Source organism: Raoultibacter timonensis (assembly GCF_900240215.1).
Taxonomy (GTDB): Bacteria; Actinomycetota; Coriobacteriia; order Coriobacteriales; family Eggerthellaceae; genus Raoultibacter; species Raoultibacter timonensis.
Genome location: NZ_LT964679.1, coordinates 2,440,393 through 2,459,282 on the forward strand (window position 1 = coordinate 2,440,393; position 18,890 = coordinate 2,459,282).

At 60.1% G+C, this 18,890-nt stretch carries 16 protein-coding genes; 11 read left to right on the forward strand and 5 right to left on the reverse strand.

Annotated features, from left to right (window positions below):
* Positions 1-31: 31 nt before the first annotated feature.
* Positions 32-1,483, reverse strand: coding sequence for a response regulator transcription factor (locus C1722_RS10650; protein WP_180995150.1), 1,452 nt, complete (start codon positions 1,481-1,483; stop codon positions 32-34).
* A gap of 261 nt (positions 1,484-1,744) precedes the next feature.
* Here C1722_RS10650 and C1722_RS10655 point away from each other — a divergent pair, with 261 nt between their 5' ends.
* A complete protein-coding gene (locus C1722_RS10655; protein WP_102379211.1) occupies positions 1,745-3,478 on the forward strand; it encodes an FAD-dependent oxidoreductase in 1,734 nt (577 codons plus the stop codon).
* A 366-nt stretch (positions 3,479-3,844) separates the two neighbouring features.
* Here C1722_RS10655 and C1722_RS10660 read toward each other — a convergent pair whose 3' ends face one another.
* Positions 3,845-5,701 (reverse strand): serine/threonine-protein kinase, encoded by a 1,857-nt coding sequence (locus tag C1722_RS10660; RefSeq protein ID WP_102379212.1) that lies wholly within the window; start codon positions 5,699-5,701, stop codon positions 3,845-3,847.
* Between the two features lie 309 nt (positions 5,702-6,010).
* On the opposite strand from C1722_RS10660, the gene C1722_RS10665 reads away from it, so the two are divergent.
* Positions 6,011-6,262, forward strand: a complete 252-nt coding sequence (locus C1722_RS10665; protein WP_102379213.1) for an FAD-binding protein — start codon at positions 6,011-6,013, stop codon at positions 6,260-6,262.
* 66 nt (positions 6,263-6,328) lie between these two features.
* On the opposite strand, the gene C1722_RS10670 is transcribed toward C1722_RS10665, so the two are convergent.
* The 3 genes from C1722_RS10670 to C1722_RS10680 all read right to left on the reverse strand — a co-directional run bounded on the left by C1722_RS10670 (position 6,329) and on the right by C1722_RS10680 (position 9,615).
* On the reverse strand, positions 6,329-8,362 hold the full coding sequence (locus tag C1722_RS10670; RefSeq protein WP_102379214.1) for an MFS transporter: 2,034 nt from the start codon (positions 8,360-8,362) through the stop codon (positions 6,329-6,331).
* A gap of 29 nt (positions 8,363-8,391) precedes the next feature.
* Entirely contained in the window at positions 8,392-8,922 is a 531-nt protein-coding gene (locus C1722_RS10675) for a hypothetical protein (RefSeq protein WP_102379215.1), read from the reverse strand.
* A 102-nt stretch (positions 8,923-9,024) separates the two neighbouring features.
* On the reverse strand, positions 9,025-9,615 hold the full coding sequence (locus tag C1722_RS10680) for a TetR/AcrR family transcriptional regulator (RefSeq protein WP_102379216.1): 591 nt from the start codon (positions 9,613-9,615) through the stop codon (positions 9,025-9,027).
* 128 nt (positions 9,616-9,743) lie between these two features.
* On the opposite strand from C1722_RS10680, the gene C1722_RS10685 reads away from it, so the two are divergent.
* The 9 genes from C1722_RS10685 (at position 9,744) to nrfD (C1722_RS10725) (ending at position 18,743) form a co-directional block, all read left to right on the forward strand.
* The gene (locus tag C1722_RS10685) at positions 9,744-10,016 is read left to right on the forward strand and encodes a hypothetical protein (protein ID WP_146040651.1); all 273 of its coding nucleotides are present in this window, start codon (positions 9,744-9,746) and stop codon (positions 10,014-10,016) included.
* Between the two features lie 108 nt (positions 10,017-10,124).
* Positions 10,125-11,147, forward strand: coding sequence for a lectin like domain-containing protein (locus C1722_RS10690; RefSeq protein WP_102379218.1), 1,023 nt, complete (start codon positions 10,125-10,127; stop codon positions 11,145-11,147).
* Positions 11,148-11,230: 83 nt separating this feature from the next.
* The gene (locus C1722_RS10695) at positions 11,231-11,473 is read left to right on the forward strand and encodes a hypothetical protein (RefSeq protein WP_102379219.1); all 243 of its coding nucleotides are present in this window, start codon (positions 11,231-11,233) and stop codon (positions 11,471-11,473) included.
* A 209-nt stretch (positions 11,474-11,682) separates the two neighbouring features.
* Positions 11,683-12,636: an NrfD/PsrC family molybdoenzyme membrane anchor subunit gene (gene nrfD, locus C1722_RS10700; RefSeq protein WP_102379220.1), complete on the forward strand. Its 954-nt coding sequence runs from the start codon at positions 11,683-11,685 to the stop codon at positions 12,634-12,636.
* An 18-nt stretch (positions 12,637-12,654) separates the two neighbouring features.
* Positions 12,655-13,629 carry a slipin family protein gene (locus C1722_RS10705; protein ID WP_244902528.1) on the forward strand — a complete coding sequence of 325 codons (975 nt, stop codon included), beginning with the start codon at positions 12,655-12,657 and terminating at the stop codon, positions 13,627-13,629.
* 63 nt (positions 13,630-13,692) lie between these two features.
* Positions 13,693-14,085: a GntR family transcriptional regulator gene (locus C1722_RS10710; RefSeq protein WP_102379221.1), complete on the forward strand. Its 393-nt coding sequence runs from the start codon at positions 13,693-13,695 to the stop codon at positions 14,083-14,085.
* 276 nt (positions 14,086-14,361) lie between these two features.
* The gene (locus tag C1722_RS10715) at positions 14,362-16,875 is read left to right on the forward strand and encodes a molybdopterin-containing oxidoreductase family protein (protein WP_102379222.1); all 2,514 of its coding nucleotides are present in this window, start codon (positions 14,362-14,364) and stop codon (positions 16,873-16,875) included.
* A complete protein-coding gene (locus C1722_RS10720) occupies positions 16,875-17,498 on the forward strand; it encodes a 4Fe-4S dicluster domain-containing protein (protein WP_180995151.1) in 624 nt (207 codons plus the stop codon). The genes C1722_RS10715 and C1722_RS10720 overlap by 1 nt, the downstream gene beginning before the upstream one ends.
* 18 nt (positions 17,499-17,516) lie before the next feature.
* Positions 17,517-18,743 carry an NrfD/PsrC family molybdoenzyme membrane anchor subunit gene (nrfD, locus tag C1722_RS10725; RefSeq protein WP_102379224.1) on the forward strand — a complete coding sequence of 409 codons (1,227 nt, stop codon included), beginning with the start codon at positions 17,517-17,519 and terminating at the stop codon, positions 18,741-18,743.
* Positions 18,744-18,890: the final 147 nt, after the last annotated feature.

Consider the following 18,890-nt stretch of genomic DNA (forward strand, 5'->3'; position numbering starts at 1 on the left):
AGCAGCCCGCCGCATCGTCACCGCACTTCGCCTACCTCCCTTCGAACAGATCGAGGAGCTCTTGGCGGGAATGCACGTTGAGCTTCTGGTAGATGTGCTTCACGTGCGTGGCCACCGTGTTCTTCGAGAGGATTAGCTCATCGCGGATGTAGGGCTGCGAGCGGCCTTTCGCAAGGTATTCGAGAATCTGCTGCTCGCGCGTCGACAAACCGAACCGCTCGGCAAGCCGTGCGCACTGGTTCTTGGTTTCCCATTCGTCATCAGGCGCATCGGGGCGATCGCGTACGAACGGCTTTTTCGCACCCTGCGGCACGAGCATCGTCGCAAACGAAATAAGGCAGATGAGTCCGAGTGCCAGCACGAACACGCTGAGCGTTCCTTCAAAAACCGCATGCCCGGCCCACACTCCGAGCAGATTGCCCACAAGCACCCCAAGCTGCACGAACCCCTGCGTAAGGCCGATGCCCAAAACCGGCGACATCGCTTTGCGTTTGGCGAGGCCGATCACGTAGATATAGGCGATGACCTGCATAGAAGTATCGGCAATACAGATTATCGTGGTCGAGATGAAGTTCGGCGCAACCTCCTGCCACGGAAAAAGCGCCACCGACAGCACGAGCAGCGGCGCCAGCCATCTGAACAACGAAGAGAAATCGATGCGCACCGAGAACATGATGAAGCAGATGGCGAGCACGAGTCCAAAGCCCGATCCGATGAGCGTCGGGACATCGACGCCTGAAACCTGCTGGACGAGATCCTCAGATTCGCTCATGGCGCCGAGGCATCCAACAAGCAGGTACGCCGCGAACAGCACGACCGCGATACGAACGAGGTCGAGCACGATCCCCCGCTCCGGCCTATCGACGATGCGGGCGGCAACGGGCTTTCCCTCCCGTTCGCGGTAGAAAAGCTTAAGCAGTGCGCCCGATATGAGGGGAAGCGAGGCAACGGCGAGAATACCGGGTACCCCCTGGATGTAGGGAAAAACGAGACAGCACAAAAGCGTAACGAGAGAGGCGGCCGGAACCGCGATCTCCATCTGCTCGATCTCCAACCTTGAAAGGGCATCGCCCCACATGAGACAGATGAGCGCCGTACCGATGCCCGTCGTAATCCCGCTTGTGCAGTACAGCAGCCACGGCTCGATTCCGATCAGGGGAACAATGCCCGAGAGAACGGTGCCGAACGCCACGAGCACGGGAGCCGCAACACGCATGCACTTCGACGTCGAGAGGTCCGTTTTCCGCAGCACGATACCGCCGATTATCATGGCGGCGACCACCACAGTAGCCGAAACCAACCACGAAGGATCCGCATTGATGCTGATGCCGTCCCTGTCGGGATAAACCGCCGAGGTTTCGAACGAGCAGTAGATCCACGCCCATACAAACCCGATGCCCAAGTAACGAACCTTCAGGTTCTCCTCGATCTTAGCGAATGCCGTCGCCAGACTGTTTCTCTTGACCGTAGTCGAATGCCGCATCGATCCTCCTGATACGGGCGCGTGCTGCGATGTGCTCCAATATGATCGCGCCGCACGATGCGGCTCGCACAAAGCCCGAGCAACCATTCCTCTTCCCTTGTGCCATCATAGGGATCACCTACGAGATTTCCGTCACCTATTCTAGGTGAAAACCCAACAATCCAGCTTTCAGGTGATGCCTTGCGCCCCCATTCGATGCATGCTCGTTTGGTCGAAACGACAGCAGGGAATCGCAACACACAAGCACAGGAGGGATCAACCATGGAACAAGAAACGCAAGCACCGAAAGCCATCGTGAGCCGCCGCACCTTTTTGTCGGGAGCCGCAGCCGCGGGAGCCTTGGCGGCGCTCGGTGTCATGACCGGCTGTTCGCCGAAAGCAAAAGGCGAAGCGAAAGCCGAGACCGTTGCCAACGCAAACGCCCCGACCTCGCAGGCGGATTGGCTCGGGGAAGCACCGCAAACGAGCGATGCCGACTGCACCGAAATACTCGACTTCGACGTGCTCGTTATCGGCGCAGGCACTTCGGGATATTTCGCCGCAGCATCCGCTGCCGAGAGCGGCCTCAAGACCTTGCTTATCGAAAAGTCGACGGCGGGCAACTCGGTCAGATCTTCGGCTCTCGGCGCCGTGAACTCGAAACAGCAGCAAGAGCATGGCGTATCGATCGAGCCTGCCGATATCGTAAACGACATGGACCACTACGCGCTCGGCCAAATCGACGCGCGCCTCGTGCGGAAATGGGCCGAAAACTCCGGCGAGGCCATCGACTGGTACACCGATCTCATGACTGAAAACGGTATGGAAGTACAGCTCGAATGGAACATGCCCGAAGGCACGCTATACAAAGAATGGGCGACCGGTCACGGCACCAACGGCGAATACCCCTCCCGAGAGCAGGATGTCGCCCGAATCCTCGACGCTTACATCACCTCCTTCCCAGGATGCGAAGAGCGCTTCGAAACGCCGATGGAATCGCTGATCGTGGAGGACGGCAAGGTTGTAGGAGCCTACGCGAAAAGCAAGGACGGCTCCATCCGCATCAACGCCTTGCGAGGCGTCGTTGTCGCCACCGGCGGCTACGCATACAACCAGGATATGTACGCCGCGCTCCAGCCCACGCGCCTCTCGTGCCTCGGCACGTTCGACGCCTTCCCTACCTGCACAGGCGACGGCATCAAGGCGCTCATGCGCATTGGCGCACAGATGGATGCCGTGCATACGTCGCTCACGTTCAACCGCTGCCTGCTCGCGCAGGATCAGGAGGTTGGCGATGCCTATACGACGGGTGCAAACTATGGGTACTACTTCTTTAGCTCGCAGCCGTTTTTGCGCGTCGACCATGCGGGAAACCGCTTCCACAACGAAAGCGCACCCTACGATTTCGTGATGAACGCCTCATCGAAGCGTGCAGTGGGCGACCGCTTCTGGCATCAGATCTGGGATTCCAATTGGCAGGACGACATCTACCGCCTGCACACCACAGGCTGCTCGACCATCTGCTACCACGAAGGAGCCGACCACGACGCTTGGCCCGAAATGGTTGACGAGTGGATTGCGCCCGAAATGGAAAGCTTCGTCGAGGCCGGCTACATCCAGAAGGCTGACACGCTTGAGGAGCTCGCTGAAAAGATCGGCATCACTGACAAGGAAACGTTCCTCGCAACATGCGAACGCCAGAACGAGAACTTCGACAACCAGCAAGACCCCGATTTCGGCAAAGAACCGTTCCGTTTGACCGAACTGCGCAACCCCCCATTCTACGGCACCGTGAAATCGTGCGGCCTCACCCTGTGTACGCTCGACGGCATCATGGTGAACGAAAGCCTCCAGCCCCTCGGCGAAGACGGCGCGCCCATCGAGGGCGTCTACGTCATCGGCAACGACCAGGGCGGCTTCTACGCGGGAACCTATCCGAACCTCGCTGTGGGCATCAACGCCGGCAGATGCGCCACCTTCGGTCGCATGGTGGGCAAAGCGCTCGCCGAGAAGTAAGGGCAGGGCATCGAGCGCGCATATTCGCCAAGCTTCACGAATGCTGTTTAGCAAGCAGGCCGTTCGAGAGCAAATCTCGGACGGCCTGCTTGCCCAGGGATGCCATATGCGGGCAAAGCGCTCCCAAGTTGGCAGAAAAACGGACTTTTTCGTCGCAGCGCAAGCAGGCTCAACGGCTCGCTCGAGAAGGCATGCCAACAACCAGGCAAAACGTAGCCGCTTGCGTGCTAACGGTCTCCTTAGAAGATGCTCGGCGCCTTCTGGCGACGAAAAAGTCCGTTTTTCTGCCATAAACTAGAAGCGGCTGCCGCCGAACCGATCTACCAGCGCGTCTCGATGGCTCTCAGCGGCAATGAGCCGACTTTTTTATTCCCAATCTTCTTCTCCCGCACGGATCGGCACGCCGAATGCGCAGGCCACAGTCATGACCACACCGGCTCCAACCGTCGGAAGCGCATACTGCCAAGCGGGAATCCACGAGACCATGCCCGAGGAAAACCACGCGCCGAGGCACAGCGCAACGATCATGAGCGCCGAAGCCAGCACGACGCCGAGGCCCGCCGAGAAGCGCGTCTGCCTACGGCACAGCAAAGCGAGGATCGCCGCTCCCCCGAGCCAGCTTGCGAGCATGCACCACGTAAGGGGCTGCTGCAAAAGCACGGCCATGTTGTGCTGTACATCAAGCGATCCGAAATCCCAAAATGCCAGCGCATTCCATCCGAGCAAGCTGTTGGAGCCAAAGCCCGCAAGCACGATGCTCAAAACGAACGCCATCGCCGCTGTGATGACGGCTTCTTTCACGGAAAGGAAGAACCCCGCAACGAGCGGCGAGACGGGATTGAAGCCAAACGAGCCGAACAGCACGGGGGAAAGCACGGCGTTCGGAGCCTCGTCTCCCATACGACCGACGAAGAACCACCAGGCTATCACGCACACTGGTAGCAGAATACCCACCACAAACGCCTCGTTGAACAAAAGAGCCACCGAAAGCGAGAGCAGCGAGAGCAGCGCGCCCAAGTGGGGCTTCAGCACCCCCGCAAGCACGAACAGCGCAAACAGACCCCAGAACACAGGATTCGCCCATCCGCCGACCGCTTCGATGTTCGAAAGCGATACGAAGCTTAAGAGTCCGACGCCAAGCGCCGCCCACACACGGACAAAGATGGATTGGAGCCTTCCGGTGCCGATGCGGTCGAACAGGCTGATGCGCTCGACGACCTCTTCCTCCTCTTCGAACTCCTCGATGGCCGCTTGGCCCACCAACACGGCAAGCTCCTTGTGGCCGCGCGCGGAGTTTCCGAAAAAGCGACTCATCTCCTCGGCGAAATCTTCGACGTTGTCGTAGCGCTCCTCGCGGTCGGGGTCGAGCGCGTAGAACAGCACGTCGTCGGCTTCCGGATCGAGCCCGTCATAGCACAGCGACGGCAGCAGCAGTTCCGCATCCTCGATAGCCGCCTCGGCCTTTACCAGATCGGGCGCGAGGAAGGGATTCGTGCCGGTGAGCATCTCGTAGGTCATGCTCGCAAGCGCCCATTCATCGCAGCGAGCATCGAGCGCCTCTTGGCGCATCTGCTCGAGCGGCATGTAGCCGATCGTGCCGCCGCCTGCCGTGCCGAAACCCGAAGCATCGGAGAGCGTGGCCAGACCGAAGTCGGTCACCTTCACCTGCCCCTGATGGTTGATAAGCACGTTATCGGGCTTGATATCGAGGTGGAGCACCTGATTACCATGGGCGACCTCAAGCGCATGGGCGACCGAGGAGAAGATGGCGGCAACCACGTCGAGCGACAGCTGGTCGCCGTACTGCTGAAGCAGGCCCGTCAGCGTGGTGCCGTCGACGTATTCCATGATGAGGTACGCGGTTGCACCCTGCACCTCGAAATCGTATACACCCACGATGTTCGGATCGGAGAGCATTGCCGCCGTTCGAGCCTCGTCGAGTCCAGGAAGGTTCTCAAGGGAAACGGCGTACGGGTCGAGAGGCTCGTCGTAGCCGTACGGGTCGCCGCCGTAGGGGTCGGCACTGCCGTACGAGTCGCCGTATGCGGCGCGCGCCTCGACCTGCAGGGCGCGAAACGCCTGGCTTTCATCGAGCTGGATGCACTTGATGGCAACGCGGCGCTGGATGCGCGTGTCCCACGCAACCTGGACCGTGCCGAACCCGCCCGATCCCGCTTCGGCGATCGGTCGATACCGGTTCAGTATGAGCTGTTCGTTTGCCATGCGCCTTCCGTGCTGCGGTTGTATCGGGTTCAGAAAGCCTTCACGTCATGGGTTGTCTGCGCCTATGATAGCGCATTCGAGTGCGAGGTGCACCTGCCGAGAAAGACAACGGAACGGAAGGAGAACTCGGTATCCGATGACCCCAACGGAAAGAAACCAGCTGCATGCCGCGCGTCCCCGCCCGGCCCCGCGCTCAAACCGTCTCGGGTCGAATCGAAGCGGACGTACAGCACAGGCTTACAACCATATCCACGAACAGCCCTTCGAGGCCGTTGAGCTTTCTATCTTTCTTCCAGAACAGCGAGAGGGATCGCGAGAACCCCGTTCTACGTGGCGAAGCTTTGGCCGAAGGTCCATCACACCATGGACGGCCTCGTAACGAACCTGCAAGCGCAGGTCATGGGCCAGGACTACCAGCCGATTCCCGGCCTGTACGCTGCGGGTGAAATCGCCGGCGGAACACATGGGGCCGTGCGTCTCGGCAGTTGCGCGATCACCGACTGCGTCGTGTTCGGACGAATCGCCGGGCAGGAAGTAGCGAAAGAGGAAGCGTCGGCGTAAACGAAGGCCGACCGAAGCCGCAAGCCATGCGGGGACTGTATCGTTTCGATACAGTCCCCGTTTCACTTAGCCGTTTTCAGAACTTCTTGGCGCGGCACAGGGGCTTGCGGAAAGCTGAAAGGGTATGCGGCGGTCGCGTACCACCTTCTTGGCGAAAACGGTGAACGCCGTAGTGGTCGTCATGCCGATTTCTTGGCATACGGATTCCATATCGCGCATCGCATCGGAGTCCAGCACCAAGGTCACCACGACCGTATCCCTTGGGATGTCAGCCAGAGCCGACGCAGCGGCAGAGGCATGTGCGGCGGGATTCGGCGCATCTTCAATCGGGCATATGGCAGCGGGATTCGGCGCATCGACAACCGAGTCCAGCGCACCGGCAGCAGGTTCTGCGGCAACAGCTACAACCGGCACATCCCCAACCGACAAGATTGCAGGCGCGGCGGCAGCCGGCGCGGCAACGGGCACCTGCGGCTGCGCAGAGGGCGCAAGTTCGGGTTCAACAGGGGGAACAACCGTCGCGCCGCCATCCGCTTCCCCGGCCGAAGCCCCCTCTGCCGGCTCCTCGCTCTCGGCAATGCTCATTCCTTTCGGGATAAGCGCCCACACGATAACGGCTACCACTATCGTCAGGACACCGCCGATAATGGCAGTGGTGACGATGGAGTCGTCAAACGCCGCAGCACCCAGATCATGCAGCTTGTCCAAACCGGTCTGTTTGGCGATTTCCGCAGTAACGGCGAACGATTGCTCGCAGAGGTCGATTGTTTTGCCGTCCAAGCCCAAAGCCGCCAGCTTGCCCGTGCTCAAACCTCCGCGGTAGATGATAGACGCGACGCTTCCCAAGATGGCGACACCCAGCACATTGCCCATATCGTAGGATACTTCCTGCAGGCTGCCGGCACTCGATGCCTTCTCCGCAGGCGTTTCCTGCATCATGAGCGTCGCACCGAGAGCCAGCGATCCCGAGCCGAGACCCACGAGGCACGTAGAAGCGATGACGGGAACAAGCTCCAGGTTGTCGCGGAAGAACGCGAGCATGATCATACCGAAGGCTGCGACGATCAGGCCGCCTGCCACCACGTTGCGCGGACCCATCTTTTGCGCAAGCACCGGTGCCAACATGCAGCCGATCAGGCTGGCGATGGCCATGGGCACGAGCTTGATGCCCGCTTCAAGCGGATTGTCGCCGTTCACCAGCTGGAACCACTGCGCCAACAGATACAGCAGCACGGCCATGGCGAACGTGGAGAACAGCGTGGCAACAACGCCCGCAGAAAACGGCTTACTGCGAAACAGGGAGAAATCGACGAGGGGATTCTTCGATTTTATGCAGCGGAACACGAACAGCGCCATGAGAACCAATCCGACAGCAAGCGCGATAATACCTGCGCGATCGAACTCGAGCTCGGCCGCCACATGCTTGATGCCCCACAGCAGCGCCACCATGCCCACAAGGAACATGACCGATCCCAGAAGGTCGAAGCTGCCGGGATTTTTCAGCTTCACCTCGGGAAGGATGAGAATGCCCGCAACAAACGCCACACCCATCAGCGGCACGTTCATGAGAAACGCCGCGTGCCACGAAAAGCTATCGAGCAGCAGGCCGCCCACCAACGGTCCGAACGCCATGCCGAGGGCACTCACGGCCGACCACACAGCGATGGCGACGGCGCGTTCCTTCGCATCGGTGAAGATGCTGCGAATCATGGCGATAGTGACGGGCATGATGGCGGCACCGCCGATACCCAACAGGGCACGCAAAGCAATGAGCTGCTCGGGGTCTTCCACCAGCAACGCGCCAGCAGATACACCGCCGAAGATCAGAAAGCCCATAAGCAGCATGCGCTTTCTTCCGAAGCGATCGGAAAGCGAGCTGGTTGCCACGATAAGGCCCGCCAAGACAAGCGAATAGGAATCGACGATCCAAAGCAGCTGTTCAGAAGTCGGTTTCAGGTCTTTCGTGATATCCGGCAGTGCGATGTTGAGCACCGTAAGGTCGATGGTAACGACGAACTGCCCCAGTAAAATGACGGCAAGCGACGCCCACAGCAACTTTTTGGGTATAGCGGACGGCTTCATGATGATGTTGTTGTCCATAAGTGATCAGCCTTTCCTCGACACCGACATTACGCCAGCTCGACGCTGTCAACGATGCCGTCAAGCGAGGCCGCACTGCCGATCACGCGAATCTGGTAATGGGCGGTTTCGCTGTACACGTAGGCGACGGCGTACTCGTATTTGCGCGAAACATCGTCGATCTCCTTTTCGAAGCTGTATTCGTACACGGAGGCCTGCGCGCCGTCGATGACCATGCTGCGCACCTCTTCATCTTCCCATTCGGTGGCGCCCAACTCGCCTTCAGCCCACACGCGCTTGGCCATAATGTCCTGTTCGGCGGTCTCTTCCCCGCTTTCGGGCCTCAGATCGTAGGTAACCACCACAACGTTGCTCTCGTCCTCGTCGGTGTCGACGTAGCGCATAGTGCCGGCAAGGTCGTCGTTATCCTTGCCGGTGACCTCGAGCCAATCGGAAGGAACCTTCAGAGTCATCCCCTGCACTTCCACTTCGCGATCAAGACTTGCACCACAACCGGCCAGCACACCGCCAATGGCCAAGAACAAAGCAAGCAGGGCTGCAACGCGCACTTTCTTTCTCATGTTTCGTCCTTTCATTTATTTATTGTACATTTGTACATTAGGAAGATACCAGAAAGTGCGCATTATGTACATCTGTACATTAAAGTTTTTTGAAAATGTTTTCTACTCGTCTTCACCCACAAGCGCAACGATGGCGGCGCGGATGGTATCGGAATCGTAGGACGCGCCGTAGATGGCCGTGTCAATGATCAGGCCCGTAAGAAAGGTTGACAAGATTTGCAGCCTCTCGAGACCGATGAGCGGGGCGTAATCTTGCGCATTTTCCACCAGCGCGCGCTTCCATAGCCCACCGACCTCCGGGTCGCTGACGGCGGCGGCATAGAACATGGCGTCGGTACTCACTTGCCGTTCGTCGGCAAGATAGGCAACGACGAAGTCGCACAGCATCTCAACGCCCATCTTTCGACTTCCCACCTGCGCAAGCATCTCTTGGTTGCGCAGGGCGATCTGCTCTGCAAGCAGCGCAAGACCGGCATGGCGCAAGTCGTCGATGCTCTTGAAGTACTGGGTGGTGGATCCCAGCGGCACGCCCGCATGCTCGGCGACGCGGCGATGCGTGAGGTGCCGGGTTCCCTCTTGGGAGATCAGTTCTGCAGCAGCTTCTGCAATCTGCCGCTTGCGACGCTCCGGGTCGCGCGGTGCCCGCGCCTTCTTCCGCTCCTCCGCCTGTTCCTTGCGGCTCTCTTCGCCCATTGCGTCCTCCTCGTACTAATGTTCAAATGTACATTAGTGTAGCACGAAACGGGGTCGGCTATCGACACGAAACGGGGCTCGATGAGATACTATACTTTCTTGCCTCCCGATTGGTCCAAGGAGGCGCATTGCACCTGTCCGCTGCCCGCATGTCGAGGCGCTCGCACGCCGCACGCCTTGCCCTCGCCGTGATGATCGCCCTGCTCTTCCTCTTTTCGAGCGCACCGCGCGCTGCCTTTGCCGATTTGACGGGTGATCCCGCACGCGAACCAGCCCTGCCCTCTTCGTTCGATCTGCACGCCGTGCCCGCCGAGGATGGCGGCGCAGTCAACTACCTCACACCCGTTCGCACCCAAACCGAGGACATCTGCTGGGCATACGCTTCGCTCGCCTCGCTCTAATCGTCCATCCTGCGCACCAGCGGCACCGCCGTCGAGTTTTCCCCGTGGCACCTTGCATACTTCACCGTTGCGGGCACCGAGGAGAAAGAAGCCGCCGGACTCTTTTTCATGGATCCCCCGCTGTACGCCGGGGGCACCGAGCCCCACCTCGTAGCCGCAAGCCTCGCTGCCGGCAAAGGAGCAGCCCCCGTTGCAGCGGGAACCGATGCGGCATACGATCCCATGGACGAAAGCCTGCGCTACCGAAGCGAATACCGCCTTACCGACGCCGCGTTCCTCTCGGCACGGGCGGGATCGTTCTGTGCGGGAGCCTCGGGCGATCAGGCCATGGCCGATGCCAAGCGCCGCATCATGGGTTCCGGGCCCATCGTGGCCGAATTTGCCAGTTCGATGTACAACGGATTTTACGACTTCGACTACGCATCGTATTGCAACACGGCAGAGCCGTGGAACGCGCCCGACCACTACGTCAGCATCGTCGGCTGGGACGATGCGTTTCCCCGCGAGCACTTCAGCGCCGCACACCAACCGCAGGCAGACGGCGCATGGCTTGTGAAGAGCTCCTGGGGAACCGGCGTCCAGAACGATGGTTACTGCTGGATCTCCTACGAAGACGAGACGCTGCGCTTGGTAGCGGGATTCGACGGCGAACCGTCCCGCCAGGGAGAAACCGTCTACCAGTACGACGAACAGGGATGGCTCGATTCGGTCGCCCTCGGCAGCCAGACGACCGCTTACATGGCGAACGTGTTCACGGCAGACAGCGCCGAGCTGCTCGACCGCGCGATGCTCTGCACGACCGATCGGGGTACTGCCTGCGCCATCGAGGTCTACCGCTCGGTCGACGAGGGAAATGCAGACCCGACGACGGGCGAGCTCGCCGCGCGCCAGACGGCAACGTTCGGATTGCCCGGCTACCACACGGTTTCGCTCGAAACCCCCGTGAAGCTCGACCCGAACGAGTGCTTTTCGATCGCGGTCAAGCTCGACAATCCGACGTACCGCTGCGCCATCCCCGTCGAAGGCATGGTGCTCACGGATCCCGAGCTGCCCGACGACACCGCGCCGCAGCATATGGGATACGACGCATCGGGAGCCCGCGAGATCAGCTACCTCCCGCCGATGGCGTAACGTGGAGCGATGCTGCGGGATCAACGTGGGAGGGCGTTGCCTCGCGCTGCTACAAGACAAACGTCTGCCTCAAAGCGCTCACAGTGCCGCGCGAAGCAGACGGCGGCAACAGCGAAGGCGGTGAGCCGAATCAGGATCACGATCAGCCGTCCGAGATGGACGGGAAGCCGACGTCCGGCGAGGGGTCGATCCGGGCAGGCGCCTCGCTTCCCGCAGTCGGCGACGAATCGCCTGCCGCTCTGGCGCTCGGAGCGGCGGCCGCAAGCGCGCTGCTTGCTCTCGTCGCACGATCGAAGGCGGCGAACCGCCGCTCTCATCGTGGCTAGCGTCAGTCGAACCGAGTCGCCATCGCCGGATGCCCCGAGCGGCTATCACCGTATAAACACCCGACCTTTTCGCTTCGCGGCCCCTTTCCTCACGCAACTTGCTATAATACCTTTGTCTAACTACATTGCGACAAAGGCAGCAAGGCAACCGGCCTTCGGCTGCCAGCCGCCAAAGGCTTTTCACCAGGGGATTGGAACACGGGGCCTGCATGTTCAATATGCTCATAACATGCTATCTCTTTCTCGGCGGAGCAGGCGCCGGAGCGCTCACCGTCATGGGGGCTCTCGAATGCGTCAACGCACAGCAGCGTTTCGGTGATCGCCCCGCCGAAACATCGACCGTCAGCCGAAGGCGGCGCATCCGCCAAGCTTTCACCCTGCCCGACGAATTCTTCTCGCGCGGATGGTCGTTCTGCTTCGTGGCGCTTGCCACAGGCATGCTCTGCCTGTTCGCCGATTTGGGCAGACCCGACCGCATCATCAATCTGCTGCTCTCCCCTGAGCTCTCGGCTATCGCCGTCGGTTCCTACGCACTCGTGCTTTCGCTCGCCTGCTCGGGCGCCTTCGCCCTCGCTTCCCTCCTCGAAACACCGCGCATCTCTCCCCGCGTCATACGCGTACTCGCAGCGCTTTCCATCGCTTTCGGCATTGCAACCATGGCATACACGGGAGTCCTCCTGCAAAACATGGCATCGATTCTTTTCTGGCAAACACCGCTGCTTCCGATCATTTTCGTTCTCTCGTCGTTTTCGTGCGGCATCGCGCTTCTGCTCTTTTCCACTTCGTTCGTCGAGGCGCGCTACTCGTTCGTTCGGCCGATCGTCTGGCTCTGCCGAGCCGACAGCATCGCCATCGTGCTCGAGGCGGCGTTTCTTGCCGCATACCTCGCTTGGGGATTCAACGCCGAAGGCACACGGCTCGCCGTTGAAGCGCTCGTTGCAGGGGATCTGCGCTGGCTTTTCTGGGCAGGCCTCGTCGTATGCGGCCTCGCGGTACCGTTCGCACTCGAGCGCTTCGTTACCCACGGCAACTATAGAACACAGCTTTTATGGATCGGCACGTTTCTCTTAGCAGGAGGCTTCGTGCTGAGATACTGCATCGTCGGCACCGCCGATTACGACGTGACCCAAATGCCCGACCTCTTGTACGGATTGGCTTTCTAGCAGATGAAAGGTACTACTATGGGACGACGCAATACCCGCATGATGAAGGACGCCCCCTACGACGTTCGCGACAAAGAAGCCGAAATCAGGGCAGCAACTTCGTACGTACCGCGCAAATCATCCCGAAACGGCGCGGTGATCTTCAACATCGCCGTATTCGTGGCGACGTGCGCGATCGTGCTCGGAATAGCTTGTGCCGTATCGGGATCGATCACCCTCGAGGCGATCATCGCCATGCTGCTTGTCGCCGTGCTCGTGCTCTCGTCAACCCACATCGCGCTTTCCTGGGAGAAGGTCGTCGTGCTGCGCTTCGGCAACCTCAACCGCGTGGTGGGTCCGGGACTCTACTTCACCATCCCCATCATCGAACACGGTACGATACGCGTCGACCAGCGCATCATAGCCACCCCCTTCTATGCCGAAAAAACGCTCACCGCCGATCTTGTTCCCGTGAACATCGATGCCGTGCTGTTCTGGGTGGTATGGGATGCCGAAAAAGCCTGCACCGAGGTGGAGGACTACTACGCAGCCGTCTCGTTCCTCGCGCAGACCGCCATGCGCGAGGCAGTGGGGCGCTCGACGGTAGCCGAGGTTGCGCTGCGTCGCGATCAGCTCGACTTGGAGATCAAGGAGGATATCGAAAAAGAGGCTGCCGGCTGGGGAGTCGATATCATTTCAGTCAAGGTCCGCGATATCGTGATACCCGACGAGCTGCAAGAGGTGATGTCGCTCGAGGCGCAGGCCGACCGTGAGAAGAACGCACGCATGGCCGTTGCGGGCGTCGAGCGGGACTTGGCCGAGATGCTCGCCGAAGCAGCCGACGTGTACGGCGATCCGGAAGCCGCGCTCAAACTGCGCACCATGCTCATGCAATACGAAACCGTGAAGAAGTCGAAGGGAACCGTGGTCACCGTGCCGAGTGCCCTCAGCGACGGCTTCGTCGACGGCTCGGGCGACAAAACGGGCGATGCAGCGCGGAGTCCGCGTGGATAAACGCCGATGGGAAAGCATGTCTGCTATGATGAACACCACTTACTACTCTGAAAGAACATCCTTATGAGCGCACTCGAATCGTTTGAACTGGACTACAGCAGCGGCCTTCCCGTATGGATTCAGGTAAAGAACCGCATCGCCTACCTGATCGGATCAGGCGAATACAGCGCAGGCGACCGCCTGCCCACCGTGCGCGCGTTGGCGGTCGACCTCGACATCAGCTACAACACGGTGAACCGCGCTTACATGGATCTAGAACGCGAGGGGTACATCACCACGAGGAAGGGCCGCGGCACGTTCGTTGCCGAGCGCAACGACGTGGGCGCCGCACGGGCGACCGACAGCCCCGTCGAACTCTTGATCGACGATATGATCAACGCCTGCTCCCATGCGGGGCTGAACGAAGACGACATTCTCGCGATGGTCAAGGCGCGGCTGGCGCATCGGAAGGGCTAGGCTCGCACCCATTCGGCAGCATCGCGTCTCTTAGAGGAGGTTCGCGGATTTGCCGACCAGCTTTACTCATAAATTTATTCTCTAATTGGAATAGTTTGTCATATTGATTGTCGCAATGGATTGCGATAAAGTGACAGCATGAGGATTTGGCCAATTCTTTACGAGGAGTATCAGGGGGATATCCTGAAGGATTGAGCTTGGGGGAAACCGGGAGTATGGGCTTCCAATCGAAGCATCCGACAGATGATATCCTGACACAATCTTTGAGGAGGAGAAATGTCAGGAGCGAATAGTCCGCAAGGCGGGCTCACTCGTAGAAGCTTTCTCAAAACGACCGCTGCAGTTGCAGGGGCGGCCACCGTCGTTGGGGGCGCATCTTCGCTCACAGCTTTAGCGGAAAATTACAGTGCTGGTCAGGTAGAAGCGCAAGGCGAGCAAATCTTTCGCGGTGTGTGCCGCCCGAACTGCTTTGGTTTTTGCCACATAAACGTCCATGTGCGCGATGGCAGAGTGACGAAAACCTCGCGGGCGGAATACAACGAAGAGTGCTACAACCGCATTTGCCAGCGCGGCCTATCTCACGTCCACCGAATCTACGATCCCGAACGCGTGCAGTACCCCATGCGCCGCGCGGAAGGAACCGAACGCGGCGCCGGCGAATGGGAGCGCATAAGCTGGGACGAAGCGCTTACCGAAATAGCCGACAAGATCAAAAGCATTCAAAGCGAATACGGCGAAGGTTCCGTAGCGTTCCTTACCGCCTCGGGCAATCAGGCATCCGGTATCACCAGCGCCTATGGCCGCTTGCAGGCCCTCCTGAATGCCAGCAGCATCGGCCCTTGCTTGGACATGGGCAGCTACTACGGTATGCAGGCGGTAGCAGGTCTGTACATCAGCCCCTTAATGGGCTTGCAAATGTGGGAGGGCAACGAGCCCACCGATGCCAAAAACGCAAAAACCATCGTGGTATGGGGCGCCAACATCACCGACGCCCAAGTGCAGAATTGGCACTTGGTCAAGGAAGCCATGCAGAACGGCACCAAGCTGGTCGTCATCGACCCCGTATTCACGCAAATCGCCTCCAAAGCCGACAAGTGGATACCTATTCGCCCAGGCAGCGATACGTTGCTTAAATACGCCCTCATGAACATCGTTCTTGAGAAAGAGGCTCAGGATATCGAGTTCCTGCAACAGCATACGGTCGCCCCGTTCCTCGTCCGTAGCGATACGGGCATGTTCGTACGCAGGAGCGATACCGGCGTCGAACCCACCGCAACCGGCGAGATGAACCCCACGACGGGTGAAGAGATCATGCTCGATCCGTACATGGTACTGGTTGACGGCGAGCTGGTCGAAGTGACCGAAGCTTTAGCCCCCGCCATCGAAGGAACCTACGACCTCGATGGTGTAGCATGCCGTACCGCCTACGAGCTGCTGAAAGAAGAGATCCTCTCGCACTCCCCCGAGGAGGCGTCGAAGCTGACCGAAATACCCGTCGAAGATATCTACGAACTGGCGGATATCTGCATGGATACGCCAGTGTATCACTACGAAGGCTACGGCCCCCAAGCGTACAACAACGGTGCGCACACCACCATGGCGGGCCTCACGCTATGCGCGCTTCTGGGCAACCTGGGCAAGCCGGGAGCTTCGTACGGAGCGTTCTGGGGAGTCCACATGGGCCTCGGTTCAACCTATACCGCCCCCAACGGCCCCAGCACGGGCTTTTCGATCCCCAGCGTCGACCTGAAGAACGTTGTGGAAAAAGGTCAGTTCGCCGGCAAAAAAGCCGACATCAAAATGCTGTGGATGTACTCGGCAAACCCGCTTAACACCCACACCGACACCCATGCATGGACCGACGTCATCATTCCCGCTATGGAGTATGTTGTCGTTGCGGACTCGGCCTTGACCGATTCCGCCCGCTACGCCGACATGGTGCTGCCGATCGCGCAATGGTTCGAGCTCGAAGAAGTAGCCAATGCGGGACAGTGCTCCTCGCTTCACTACAACGAAAAAGCCATCGAGCCGTTGTACGAAAGCAAACCGGACACCCAAATCGTCACCGAACTCGCTGAAAAACTGGGGCTCGGCCAATACTTCACGCTGAGCAACGAGGAGATTCTCGAAGAGGTATACAACACCGAACTGGGTACCGCACTCGGCATGAGCATGAACGACCTGCGTGAAAAGAAGCAGATACGCTTCATTCCCGGCGATGCCGAAACCGATCCGCACATCGCATACAAAGACGGCGCGTTCGGCACTGCGTCGGGTCGCTTCGAGTTTTACCGCGAAATGCCCACGGTGCGAGCGGCAACGACAAAAACCCCTACACCTGAAGAAATCGACCGCGACCGCATGGCGCACTGGTTCCCGCCGCTCGAAGCATGGCCGGAAAACGAGCTGTATTCGAAGTATCCGCTCGTGCTCATGAGCGAGCGCCCGCGCTATCGCGTCCATTCGCAGTGGTTCAATACGCCGCTTTTGCGAGAAATCGATCCCGAGCCGTTCGTGAAGATCAACCCCGTAGACGCCGAAGCGCGAGGCATCACCGATGGCAGCTACGTCGAATGCTTCAACGATCGAGGCACGGCTGTAGCCAAGGCGGTGTTTTCCGAAGCGATCCGCCCCGGCACACTGCTCTACCCCAAAGGCTGGCAGCTCAACCAACACAAAGCCGGAGGCTGGTCTCTTTTGAGCTCCACAGAATTCGACGTATTCGCAGTGAACAACAACTTCATGGACGTATTGTGCGACGTTCGCGTATGGGAAGGGAGTGACGAATAATGACGCGTCTTGGTTTTGTCATCGACAAAAAGTCCTGCATCGCCTGCCATGCGTGCGCGGTAGCATGCAAAGTGGAAAACAATTTGCCTGACGGCATATGGTGGAATCGCATTCTCACCGAAGGCGGGGATAACATGGACACCCCCGACGGCACCTATCCCAACCTCACCATGGCAAACATTGCCGTTGCGTGTCAGCATTGCGACAACCCCGCCTGCGTGAAGGTGTGCCCCGTAGGCGCGACCTACAAGGATCCCGACACGGGGGCCGTACGCCAGGACTACGACAAGTGCATCGGCTGCCGCATGTGCATGTCGGCATGCCCTTACACGGGTGTACGCTCGTTCAACTGGGAAGAGCCGAATTACGCCATCGGGCAGGCAATGGGCGATGCCGATGTTCCCACCCATCAGAAGCACGTGGTTGAGAAATGCACGATGTGCTGGCATAGGCTGGCGAAAGGCTTAGAGCCTGCATGCGTTGAGGTTTGTCCCGCTCGCGTACGCTATTTCGGTGACTTCGACGACCCCAACTCCGAGGTTTCCAAGCTCATTCGCGAACGAGAGCATACGAAGCTCCTCGAAAATCGCGGTACCAACCCATCCGTCTACTACCTCGTCTAAGCAGAAAGGGAGAGAACAATGTCTGAGAACAACCGGGCGACGACGTCGCCCAAGGCTCCTGCTGCCAGGTTCGGGGGCAAGGGGCTCAACGTCGGCATCGCCGTTGCGGCTATCGTAACCGTTGTAGGTCTAGTGCTCTGGGGGGTCCAGCTTTCGGGCGGCCTCGCGCAGACGGGCATGCGCAACTTCGACTCGTGGGGCCTCTACATCACCTGCTTCATGTTCCTCGTGGGCCTGTCGGCCGGCGGCCTCATCATCAGCTCGGTACCGAAGGCGTTCGGGATGAAGGGTTTCGGCGGCATCTCGAAAGTGGCCGTGTGGACGTCGATCTGCTGCACGGTGCTCGCCATCGGCTTCGTGGTCGTGGACCTCGGCCAGCCCCTGCGCCTGTGGGAGCTCTTCGCCTACTCGAACCTCGGAAGCCCCCTCATGTGGGACATCGCGGTCATCGCCATCTACCTGATCCTCTCGGTCATCTACCTCTGGGCGACGCTGCGGGCGGAGGCCGGGAAGGTGTCGCAGAAGGCCCTGCGCGTCGTCAGCGTCATCGCGCTCGTGTGCGCGGTGCTCGTGCACTCCGTCACCGCCTGGATCTTCGGCCTTCAGCAGGCCCACGAGTTCTGGTACACGGCGCTTCTCGCGCCCTGGTTCGTGACCTCCGCCCTCGTGTGCGGCACCGCGCTCGTGCTCGTGGTGGTCATAGCCCTGCGCAAGGCCGGTTACATGGAGCTCGCGCAGGAGAACGTCGTGAAGATGGCGAAGATGCTCGGCGCGTTCGTGTGCGTCGACCTGTACTTCTTCGCCTGCGACCTGCTCACGTCGGCCTTCCCGGGAGGCTCGGGGACCGAGGTCGTCGACATGCTCGTCTCCGGCCCGCTCGCCCCGTTCTTCTGGGTCGAGATCGCCGGATGCGCGCTCGCCGCGGTGGTCTGCTTCGTTCCGAAGCTGCGCACCAATCCGCTGCTCGTCGCCGCCGGCCTGCTCGCCATAATCGGCATCTTCTGCAAGCGCGTGCAGCTGCTCGTGGGCGGCTTCCAGATCCCGAACATCGACTACGCGGGCGTGATGACGCAGTACTCGGTGACCGACTGGGCGGCCGGCATGGCCGGAGCCTACCAGGGCATGGTCTACTGGCCGACCCCGCTCGAGTTCGGCGTGGCCCTCGGCGTGTTCGGCCTCGGGGCGCTGATGCTGCTGCTCGGCCTCAAGTTCCTGCCCCTCAAGCCCAACGAGAACTCGCACTAGAAGCCCCCTCGCCCGCAAGGCGCCTCCCGCGTCGCGGCTGCAGCGGCGCCCCGGAGCGCGGCTTGCGGGCCCTGCCTAAGGATCGACATGGTCAAGAAAACCCTCGTAACCCTCGCGGCGTTCCTGCTCGTGGGCGCCGCCGTGTTC